The following is a 10,655-nucleotide window of genomic DNA, read 5'->3' on the forward strand; positions in this document are numbered from 1 at the left end:
GATGACTTCTCTATTTAAACGTCTATCCAAATCATTTTTTGACAAGTTAAAAACAATGCACAAATATAATCAGCTTTTAATAGTACGGCACTGTTGTAATAATTGATGGCAGACGTTACGGATCATGCTCGCGGTAATCTGAACTTCATTACCGCGCTCATCGACGATATATCCCGCATGTACAGTCTTTGGTTCTAATACGTGTTTTAGGCCTTTATGGATTACTGCTTTACTCATACTCATCACACACTCCTTTTGCTAAGCCTGAAACTGGGAGAAACGGCTTTGGCTAATTCATGCATCTAGTATTGTAAATAAAGGCCCTGTTGTAAAATTTCAGATGTAACAAGTGTTTAACGATATTCTGTTACAATTTCAGCTGAGAATGATATCGTATTGCTCTTGCGTATACAGATTTTCCACTTGGAACTTAATCACGCGATTAATGAAATGTTCCAGATCAGCGACTGCAGGCGCTTCTGCCGTCAATAATCGATCAATGACAGCCGGATGCGCGACGACAGTAAAGCCACTCTGTGACTCATAAGCACGGGCATAACGCAGAATTTCCCTGAATATTTCGTAACATACTGACTCGGCTGTTTTGACATAACCACGTCCCTGACAGGTCGGACAAGATTCACAGAGCAAATGTTCCAGCGACTCACGGGTGCGTTTCCGGGTCATTTCTACCAGGCCCAGTTCCGATACCTGAGTAATCTTGGTCTTGGCATGGTCACGTTCCAGCATGCGCTCAAACTGTTTCATTACTTCTTCACGATGCTGCGCTTCCTGCATATCAATGAAATCAATGATAATAATTCCGCCCAGATTACGCAGACGTAACTGACGTGCGATGACATCGGTCGCTTCCATATTGGTTTTAAAAACCGTATCTTCCAGCGAACGACCACCAACATAAGAACCAGTATTGACATCAATCGTGGCCATGGCTTCAGTCTGGTCAATCATCAGATAGCCGCCGGACTTCAATGCGACACGAGTTTGCAATGCCTTTTGCAGGTCTTCTTCGACATTATACAAGTCAAAAATTGGCCGTTCACCCGGATAATGCAGCAAACGGTCTTTCATGTTCGGAACAAATTCTTCGACAAATTCCTGCAACTTGGCATGAATTTCACGTGAATCCACGTAAATTTTAGCAGTTTCTTCATTGGCCAGATCACGAATCACCCGTTGCGGCAAAGGCAATTCTTCAAAGATCAAAGACGGTACTGCAATAATCTTCTGCTTGCGCTGGATATATTCCCAAAGCTTGGCCAGATAAGCCATATCCTGTGCGATGGCTTCTTCTTCAATCCCTTCTGCCGCAGTACGCACAATCACTGAACCCGGCAGCTTATGTTCTGCCTGAATCCGCTCAATGATGGAACGCAAGCGATTGCGCTCTTCCTCAGATTCAATCCGTTGTGATACACCTATATGATTGCCATATGGCATCAGCACCAAATAACGCGAAGGAATCGACAGATCGGTAGACAGGCGTGCGCCTTTGGTACCGAGCATATCTTTCATCACCTGAACCGTGAGGACTTGTCCCGGTTGAAGTAGCTCAAAGACATTCGGGGTTGGCTGATTGCGGGGCCAGACCATATCATTGATATGTAAAAACGCAGTACGAGAAAGTCCGATATCCACGAAAGCAGCCTGCATGCCGGGTAAGACCCGCACCACTTTTCCTTTATAGACATTCCCTACCAGGCCACGCTTGGCCGTACGCTCGACAAACAGTTCATTGACCGTGCCGTTTTCAATTAACGCGACCCGACATTCCATCGGCGTGACGTTAATCAACAACTCGTCAGACATAACTACACTCAAAACATTATAAGAATTCTTTTCAGCAGTTAATTTAGTGCCTTAACCGTCTGTAATAACTGTACTGTCTCATATAAAGGCAAGCCGACCACATTGAAATAACTGCCCTGTATTTTTGGAATATAACGTGCAGCAATTCCTTGAATTGCATAAGCCCCTGCTTTACCCAAGGGCTCACCTGTCGCCCAGTAACTTTCCATATCTGCAGCGCTCAGGATTTGAAATTCGACCTGTGTGCGCACCACTATACTGTATTTTTCATGCTTTGTACGAACACAGACACCACTATAGACATCATGCCACCGACCGGAGATTTTTGTCCACATTTCAATCGCATGTTGTTTGGATTCAGGCTTGCCTAAAATCTCCTGATCCACTCCCAGACTGGTATCTGCAGCAATGATAATGGCATTTGGATAACGCTCGGCCACAGCATCCGCTTTGGCTCGTGCCAGACGTTCAACATAGGCTGCAACCGACTCGCCTGCTTGTACCGATTCGTCGATCTCGGGACTGTAAATATCGAAGCTCAGCCCGAGTTGCTGTAACAACTCGCGGCGCCGGGGTGAGCTGGAAGCTAGAATTATACGCGCCATTTTTTGAGCACATAATAAATAGCAGGCCAAACCAGAATACTGGTCAGCATCGGAATCCAGTGCCGTGCATAAGAAAATTGCACGCCAGCCATAATCTGGGTAAAAAAGATCATCAGCAGATATGCGACAATCGCCAGCCCCATAATCACCCAGAGATTATTAAAGGTCAGGATACGGCGTTCACGGGTCAGAAAGCGGGCTAAAAAGGCAATAATGATAAAGCTTAGCGCATTCAGACCCAAAGGTGCATCCAGCAGCAGATCAATAAAAATACCGGTGCCAAAGGCAAACCAGATCCCGCACCAAGTCGGCTGACACAACACCCAGAAGAGCATGATCATCAGCATAAACAGCGGACGCCAGCCCGAAAGATTATAGGAAAGTGGATAGACCATTAAAATAGAAGCCACAATCACCGAAATGACGATGGCCATTAAAGGGTCACGATGCTTTCTGGATTTCATCTTAGCGATTGACATGCGGTTGCTCCATCGCTAATGAATCGGAAAATAACACCACCACATGATGTCCACCGGCCAGCTGAGCCGCAGGCGTCACATCAATCTGGGCAAATTCACCAGAATTATGGCGTTGTACTTTAGATACCTGCCCTACCAGATAACCTGCCGGAAAATGTTGTCCCAAGCCCGAACTATAGACTTTTTCACCGACCTTGATATTGGCGCTGGTCGGTACATATTCCATTTTTAAACGTCCCAGATCACCTGTGCCCGAAACAATGGCACGCATACCGGTATGTTCCAGACGTACTGACAGTGAATGTTCTTTATCGGACAACAGCATGACCCGGCTACTATGCGGATAGACATTGATAATCTGTCCCATGATACCCTTGTCATCCAGTACCGTTTGCCCGACTTTCAGCTCGTTATTCGAACCCCGGTTGATCACGATAATATGCCGTAATGGATCGGCATCGGTACCAATCACTTCGGCAATTTCAATACGTCCATCAATGATCAGTGGCGTGTCCAATAGACCGCGCAAACGTGTATTTTCAGCAGAAAGTTCAGAGATTTTTTGTAAGCGTACCTGTGCCTGTAACAGCTCGGCCTGCATCGCGGTATTTTCCCGACGCAACTGAGCTTCAGACTTGGTTTGTTGATTCAACCACTCTCGCGACAATACCGGATAACTGGCCACCGCATAAATAGGATTATAAGCAGCGTACAGGACATCCCTTGCAGGTTGAACAACATGCGGCATGCGCCAATCAAAGAAAAGCACCACCAAGCATGTTACCAATGCAATGATAAAAGAGCGAAAAGATGGCGGTTGTCGAGAAAACAGATGTGCTTGCACCCGCCGAATCCTTTTCTTAGCCTACGAATAACATGTCATGATTTGGGTTGTCGAAAAATTCGAGTACCTTGCCGCCACCACGTGTCACGCATGATAGTGGATCTTCTGCCACCACCACCGGCAGGCCAGTTTCTTTGGCAAGCAGCTTGTCCAGGTTACGCAGTAATGCACCACCACCAGTTAACACGATACCACGTTCAGCGATGTCCGAAGAAAGCTCAGGAGGGGTATGTTCTAAAGCAGATTTCACCGCAGACACGATGTTTTGTAATGGATCAGAAATCGCTTGGGTGACTTCGTCAGAATTAACCACGATTGCGCGAGGCACACCTTCTGCGAGGTTACGGCCACGAACTTCAATTTCAAGCGGTTTAGCACCTTCATCTGGCAACGCCATACCCACTTCTTTTTTGATTACTTCAGCCGTGGTTTCGCCGATCACACAGCCATGCGCTTTACGCACATAGTTAATGATCTGCTCATCAAAGACATCACCGCCAATCCGTAAAGAGTCTGCATAAACACAACCTTGTAGGGAAATGATTGCAATTTCAGTGGTACCACCGCCAACATCGACCACCATCGAACCACAAGCCTGCTCAACTGGCATACCTGCACCAATCGCTGCTGCCATTGGCTCTTCAATTAAACGTACATCACGTGCGCCCGCATTAAACACGGCTTCACGAATGGCACGGCGCTCAACCAGAGTCGATTTACATGGCACGCAAACCACGACACGCGGTGCCGGAGTAAATAAACGGTTTTCATGTACTTTGCGAATAAACTGATTCAGCATGGTCTCAGTGACTTCAAAATCCGCAATCACACCGTCTTTCATAGGACGGATCGCTGAGATATTGGCTGGGGTACGACCTAGCATTTGCTTCGCTTCAAGACCGACTGCCGCAACAATTTTATGTGAACCACTATGACGGATGGCTACAACCGTCGGTTCATTTAATATAATGCCTCGTCCTGGCGCATAAATAAGTGTATTTGCTGTACCTAAATCAATGGCAAGATCGGGCGAAAACAAGCCTATTAGTCGTTTTAGAATCACGGGGACGTTCTCAGTTAAACTTTATATGGACGCAAGGTGGCCACTTTAACTAAATGTGATGATTTGGACAAGTCAATCGCTTATCATAACGCATGATAATTTGAATTTTTTTAATACTGATTAGGTAATATTATGTCTACATCGGATGCACAGCATTCTGCAGATTTAAGTGCAGAAACAGTTTCAGCCATTGCCAACCTTGCAAGGTTATCTCTCAATGATACGCAATCTGCTGAATATGCTCAAAGTTTAAATAAAATTTTAGGCATGATGGAAACCCTGAAAGGCATCAATACCGACGGTATTGAACCCCTGAAAAGCCCTTTCGACCACCCTCAGCCGCTACGTGATGATGTGGTTACCGAAACCAATCATCGTGAGCAATACCAAGCAGTTGCACCAGCTGTTCAGGATGGCTTGTACCTCGTACCGCGCGTGATTGAGTAATTACTACCCAGTTCATTCTTTTTATTAAATTAAACGTAAAGAATTATTTCTCATGACAGATTTACATCGCTTATCCATTCGTGAACTTAGTGAAGGTCTGGCAAATGCCCAGTTTTCATCTCGCGAATTGACTGAACACTACTTAAAGCGCATCGCAAAAATTGATGCACAGGTCAAGGCTTATGTGACGGTAACTGCTGAACAGGCGTTGGCTGAAGCTGATGCTGCCGATGCTGCAATCAAAGCTGGCAATGCCTCTGCCCTGACTGGTGTGCCAGTTGCCCACAAAGACATTTTCTGTACCCAAGGCATTAAAACCACTGCCGGTTCAAAAATGCTGGACAATTTTATCTCTCCTTACGACGCAACCGTTGTAGCGAAAGGTAAAGCTGCGGGCCTGGTCACTTTGGGTAAAGTGAACATGGACGAATTCGCGATGGGTTCGACCTCTGAGAACTCATATTACGGCGCAACTGCCAACCCTTGGAACCTGGGCCATGTCCCTGGTGGTTCTTCAGGCGGTTCTGCAGCAGCTGTGGCAGCGGATTTGGCACCATTTGCAACCGGTACTGATACCGGTGGTTCTATTCGTCAACCTGCGTCTTTCTGTGGTCTGACCGGTCTTAAACCGACTTACGGTCGTGTATCGCGCTTCGGTATGATTGCCTATGCATCATCACTGGATCAAGGCGGTCCGATGGCACGTTCTGCAGAAGACTGTGCTTACCTGATGAATGTCATGGCCGGTCATGATGCCAAAGATTCAACTTCAATGGATCAAGTGGTAGATAACTATGTCGCGAACCTGAACGCTACCTCAGTAAAAGGTTTACGCATTGGTATTCCAAAACAGTATTTTAATGTTGCTGGCCTAGCTGAAGATGTTAAAGCACGTGTCGAAGAATCACTTAAAAAGTTAGAAGAAATGGGCGCTACGCTTGTTGAGATCGACCTCAACATGACTGAAAGCTATGTTCCGACTTATTACCTGATCGCACCTGCCGAAGCTTCTTCGAACCTATCACGTTTTGATGGCGTACGTTATGGCTATCGCGCAGAAAATCCTGTGGACCTGATGGACCTGTACAAGCGTTCACGTTCAGAAGGTTTTGGTGCAGAAGTGCAACGCCGTATCCTGATTGGTACGTATGCCCTGTCTGCAGGTTATTACGATGCTTACTATGTAAAAGCACAGAAAGTACGTCGCCTGATCCAGCAAGATTTCCTCAAAGCATTTGAATCGGTCGATGTCATTGCAGCACCTTCTGCGCCAACGACTGCCTATAAAATTGGTGCGGATCTGACGCCAGTTGAAATGTACTTAGGCGATATTTATACACTTGCTGTCAACCTAGCAGGTCTTCCTGCGATTAACGCGCCTGTCGGTTTTGACCAGAACAACTTGCCAGTTGGCTTACAGCTGATTGGGAATTACTGGTCAGAATCTCAATTGTTATCTGTGGTACATCAGTATCAACAGGCCACAGATTGGCATACAAAACGCGCTGCAATTGCTGAGGAGAATGCATAATGGCTCAAGCTCAAAAATCGGCTAAACCGAAATCCAACCTGATTGATGGTTGGGAAGTCGTTATTGGTATCGAGATTCACACTCAGCTTGCCACCAATACCAAAATTTTCTCGGGCTCATCGACTGTATTCGGTAATGATCCAAACACCCAAGCCAGCCTGGTTGATTTGGCTATGCCGGGCGTATTACCGGTATTGAACAAAGAAGTGGTTGATCTTGCGATTCGCTTTGGTTTAGGTATCGATGCCTATATCGATCAGGCGTCTGTATTTGCGCGTAAAAACTATTTCTACCCGGACTCTCCAAAAGGCTACCAGATCAGCCAGATGGACAACCCGATTGTGGGTTTGGGTCATATCGACATCCAGCTTGAAGATGGCACCGTTAAACGCATTGGCGTAACGCGTGCGCATTTAGAGGAAGATGCAGGCAAATCGATTCATGACCAGTTTGAAGGCATGTCTGGTATCGATTTAAACCGTGCCGGTACGCCGCTGCTTGAAATCGTTTCTGAACCGGATATGCGTTCAGTTGAAGAAGCGGTTGCATACATTAAAGCGATTCACACGCTAGTGCGCTGGTTAGGTATTTCCGATGGTAACATGGCCGAAGGTTCGTTCCGCTGTGACTGTAACGTGTCTTTACGTCGTCCGGGTCAACCATTTGGTACACGTTGTGAATTGAAAAACCTGAACTCATTCCGTTTCATTGAACAAGCGATCAATGTTGAAATTGAGCGTCAGATGGAAATTCTGGACTGGGATGGCACCATCGATCAAGAAACGCGTTTGTTCGACCCTGTGAAGATGGAAACGCGCTCAATGCGTTCTAAAGAAGAGGCGAACGATTACCGCTACTTCCCTGACCCAGACTTGTTGCCCGTGGTGATTGCGGATGAGCAAATCGAAGCAATTAAAGCAACCATGCCTGAGTTGCCTGCTGCACGTCGTGCGCGTTTCGTGGCGGACTTTGGCGTGACTGAGTACGATGCGCACGTGCTTACATTGACTCGTGAAATGTCAGAGTTCTACGAAGAAGTTGTTAAGGCTGCTGGTGGCGCTGCACAAGGTAAGATTGCGGCAAACTGGGTGATGGGCGAATTCTCAGGTGCTTTAAATAAAGCAGGCCTAGATTTGGCTGACTCTCCTGTATCAGCTGAAAAACTTGGTGGTATGATTGCACGTATTGTGGACAACACAATTAACGGTAAGATCGCGAAGCAAGTCTTCGGCTTTATGTGGGACGAAGGCAAATCCGCGGACGAAATTATTGCTGAGAAAGGCTTGAAACAGGAAACTGATACAGGCGCAATTGAAGCGATTATTAAGGAAGTACTTGCTGCCAATGAGAAGATGGTTGAAGAGTATAAATCTGGTAAAGAGAAAGCTTTCAACGGTCTTGTTGGTCAAGTGATGAAAGCTGCAAAAGGGAAAGCTAACCCTGCGCAAGTGAATGAGTTGATGAAGAAATTGATTGGTTAATTTATTCGCTAATTAATTGATTTCATGTTATAAAAACCTCGCTTAATGCGGGGTTTTTTTAATATGTTTTATAATTTAATAAAATTAAACGATGCTTCTGATTTACATGTAAATAGTGATGGTAATATTTCTTTCAGAATTCCTCTTTATAGATTTTTAGAATTTACAGATGAAAATCTTAAATATAATTTTGATAAAATGCCTAATGAATTTCTTAATGAAATAAAAAGTTATCCTACATTAATTATTTTTGATGATCTAAGATTTCAAACTTTTCTAGTAAAAATAAAAGATTTTAGATTAGACAAAAAAAATAGAATATTAACTACTTACTGTAAAAAATTAAATTTATATAATTTCAAAAAAACACTAAACAAAGCTGATCCAAGAGATGATATCGAAGACTATAATAGTACAAAAAATTTATTAATTAAAAATTTAAAAATAAATCTTGCTGAACTTCAAGGAACTCATTGGACTATTAAAGAAGGAGATTTAATTTCTATCCTTGATGAGTTTTCGATATTTCAAGACATCAATAATTATCGAGAAAATTTTAAAGAAATCTCAAATAATAAAACTCAAGAAATTAAACCATCTGGATTTTCTTCAAGTGAAATAAGCTCTCAATCAAGCATCAATATTCCTAATATTAATAATATATATATTACCAATGTTTCACAATATATTGACTTAATCATTTCAACAACACGGTCAATAAAATCAGATAGAAAATATGAGGTTTTTTTTCGTGGTCATTCTAAAGACATATATAGATTAACTCCGTCAATCTTTAGATCATTCGGTACGAAAGGGAAAATTTATGAAAGAAGTGAACATATACTTTATAGAGAATTGATTACAGCTGAGCCTAGTTTTTTTAATCAAGAGCCAGCTGCCATAGACACTTTAACGAGAATGCAACACTATGGAATGCCAACTAGATTATTAGATATTTCAAGTAATCCACTAACTGCTCTGTATTTTGCCTCTGAACTTCCTGATGAACATTTTGATCTAAATCTTTTGGCTGTGCGACCCACTCTACCTTCAAACAATGAAATAATTGTAAAGGACTTCAAATATTATGAAAAAGTTTTTAGCACTGGTGAAGTAATTTTATTTCTTATAAAAAAAGAAGCTATCAATTTTTCTGATTCAGATAAAGTTACCTGTATTTCAAACATTGTTAAATTAAATAGCACACAAAAAGATTACATAGAAAAAATAATTATAAAAAAACCTAGGTTACCCTCCAGTGATAAAGTATGTGAACAATATTTACATTTTATCAAAAGTGAAAAACCATATTTTAAACCAAGAATCGAATCGAATGACCTAAAAAAAATAATTTGTGTAAAAGGTAAAAAAATTGATAAACGCATTCAAGCTCAGGCAGGTTCATTCCTACTGTTTGGTTATGATCATGAGCTAGATCCTACCACTCATCCTGATATTGATATTATTAAATTTAAAATCAAATATAAGGATAAAATTAATATTTTAAAAGAGTTAGATTTATTAGGTATAAATAAAGCTACTATTTATCCTGATATTGAAAATTCAGCAAAATATATAAAGGAAAAGCTTGAATTAGACAGCTAATAAATATGACCATCAAAAAAAGTATCTTCTATCACCAAACTCGAAGACTTAGGACGCATCCAACTCTCAAAGTCCTTTTTATGCATGACTAGTTCCCTCACCCCAGGCCTCTCCCAACGGGAGAGGGAGTGTCACGTAATCAATTTGATACACGTGGTTCCCTCTCCTGAGCAAGTTTTAAAGCACTGCTTTAAAACGAAGCGCAAGTGAGGGTTAGGAAGAGGATTTACTAGATCAAAAAGAGTCTTACATCTCTCTTACAACCCCAACTTATTCAACAAACCCGGTGTCAAAAAAGTCTGTGCAACACGATTCAAATCGATATAACGCAGCACACCTTTGAGCTGATTATTAATTTCAGGATTCTTTAAAATTTCCTCGCCTGTGGTTTTGCCCAACGTTTGGAAACTGTCCCCGACTGCCTGTAAACCTTCAGCCTGAATCACCGCCTTGGTCTGTGCTGAACATTGCTCAACTAAAATGCGCTGCAACACCGTCGCCAGATTCTTATCTAATGCTTCCTTTTGAGTAGCGGTCACATTACTAAAAGCCTTTAAGTCCGGATGATTACCCAATGCCACAAAGGTCCATTGCAAGACCGTGGTTTTATCGGTGGCTGTGGTGGATTTCATCAAACAGTCACTGAGCTGATCAACTGTTGGACCTGCTATGGCAACCTGAGTTGCACCTAATAATAATGTTGCACTTATTAAAAATGTACGAAGCTTTGTGAAAGATCTATGCGCCATCATAATTTCCTGTTCTTCAAT

The 10,655-nt window shown here is 42.9% G+C and carries 11 protein-coding genes; 4 read left to right on the forward strand and 7 right to left on the reverse strand.

Features of this window, described 5'->3' with window-relative positions:
* Positions 1–69: 69 nt before the first annotated feature.
* From Q9R24_RS02730 to Q9R24_RS02755, 6 genes are all read right to left on the reverse strand, one after another.
* Positions 70–243, reverse strand: coding sequence for a PA1571 family protein (locus Q9R24_RS02730; RefSeq protein ID WP_004646222.1), 174 nt, complete (start codon positions 241–243; stop codon positions 70–72).
* Positions 244–375: 132 nt separating this feature from the next.
* Positions 376–1,830, reverse strand: coding sequence for a ribonuclease G (gene rng / locus Q9R24_RS02735; protein ID WP_004646221.1), 1,455 nt, complete (start codon positions 1,828–1,830; stop codon positions 376–378).
* 38 nt (positions 1,831–1,868) lie between these two features.
* Positions 1,869–2,435 carry a Maf-like protein gene (locus tag Q9R24_RS02740; protein ID WP_311203663.1) on the reverse strand — a complete coding sequence of 189 codons (567 nt, stop codon included), beginning with the start codon at positions 2,433–2,435 and terminating at the stop codon, positions 1,869–1,871.
* Positions 2,423–2,914, reverse strand: coding sequence for a rod shape-determining protein MreD (gene mreD / locus Q9R24_RS02745; protein WP_253159266.1), 492 nt, complete (start codon positions 2,912–2,914; stop codon positions 2,423–2,425). The genes Q9R24_RS02740 and mreD overlap by 13 nt, the downstream gene beginning before the upstream one ends.
* The gene (gene mreC, locus Q9R24_RS02750; RefSeq protein WP_004279362.1) at positions 2,901–3,758 is read right to left on the reverse strand and encodes a rod shape-determining protein MreC; all 858 of its coding nucleotides are present in this window, start codon (positions 3,756–3,758) and stop codon (positions 2,901–2,903) included. Before mreC ends, mreD begins: the two co-directional genes overlap by 14 nt.
* A gap of 16 nt (positions 3,759–3,774) precedes the next feature.
* Positions 3,775–4,821 (reverse strand): rod shape-determining protein, encoded by a 1,047-nt coding sequence (locus Q9R24_RS02755; RefSeq protein ID WP_004279360.1) that lies wholly within the window; start codon positions 4,819–4,821, stop codon positions 3,775–3,777.
* A 132-nt stretch (positions 4,822–4,953) separates the two neighbouring features.
* Here Q9R24_RS02755 and gatC point away from each other — a divergent pair, with 132 nt between their 5' ends.
* From gatC to Q9R24_RS02775, 4 genes are all read left to right on the forward strand, one after another.
* On the forward strand, positions 4,954–5,268 hold the full coding sequence (gatC, locus tag Q9R24_RS02760; protein WP_005262428.1) for an Asp-tRNA(Asn)/Glu-tRNA(Gln) amidotransferase subunit GatC: 315 nt from the start codon (positions 4,954–4,956) through the stop codon (positions 5,266–5,268).
* Positions 5,269–5,320: 52 nt separating this feature from the next.
* Positions 5,321–6,799, forward strand: coding sequence for an Asp-tRNA(Asn)/Glu-tRNA(Gln) amidotransferase subunit GatA (gatA, locus tag Q9R24_RS02765; RefSeq protein ID WP_085064471.1), 1,479 nt, complete (start codon positions 5,321–5,323; stop codon positions 6,797–6,799).
* Positions 6,799–8,280, forward strand: coding sequence for an Asp-tRNA(Asn)/Glu-tRNA(Gln) amidotransferase subunit GatB (gene gatB, locus Q9R24_RS02770; protein ID WP_311203664.1), 1,482 nt, complete (start codon positions 6,799–6,801; stop codon positions 8,278–8,280). Before gatA ends, gatB begins: the two co-directional genes overlap by 1 nt.
* Positions 8,281–8,343: 63 nt before the next feature.
* Positions 8,344–9,885 carry an FRG domain-containing protein gene (locus Q9R24_RS02775; protein WP_311203665.1) on the forward strand — a complete coding sequence of 514 codons (1,542 nt, stop codon included), beginning with the start codon at positions 8,344–8,346 and terminating at the stop codon, positions 9,883–9,885.
* Between the two features lie 257 nt (positions 9,886–10,142).
* On the opposite strand, the gene Q9R24_RS02780 is transcribed toward Q9R24_RS02775, so the two are convergent.
* Entirely contained in the window at positions 10,143–10,634 is a 492-nt protein-coding gene (locus Q9R24_RS02780; RefSeq protein ID WP_153566967.1) for a hypothetical protein, read from the reverse strand.
* Positions 10,635–10,655 lie beyond the last annotated feature (21 nt).

The sequence above is a fragment of the Acinetobacter sp. RRD8 genome (assembly GCF_031844225.1).
Lineage (GTDB): Bacteria > Pseudomonadota > Gammaproteobacteria > Pseudomonadales > Moraxellaceae > Acinetobacter.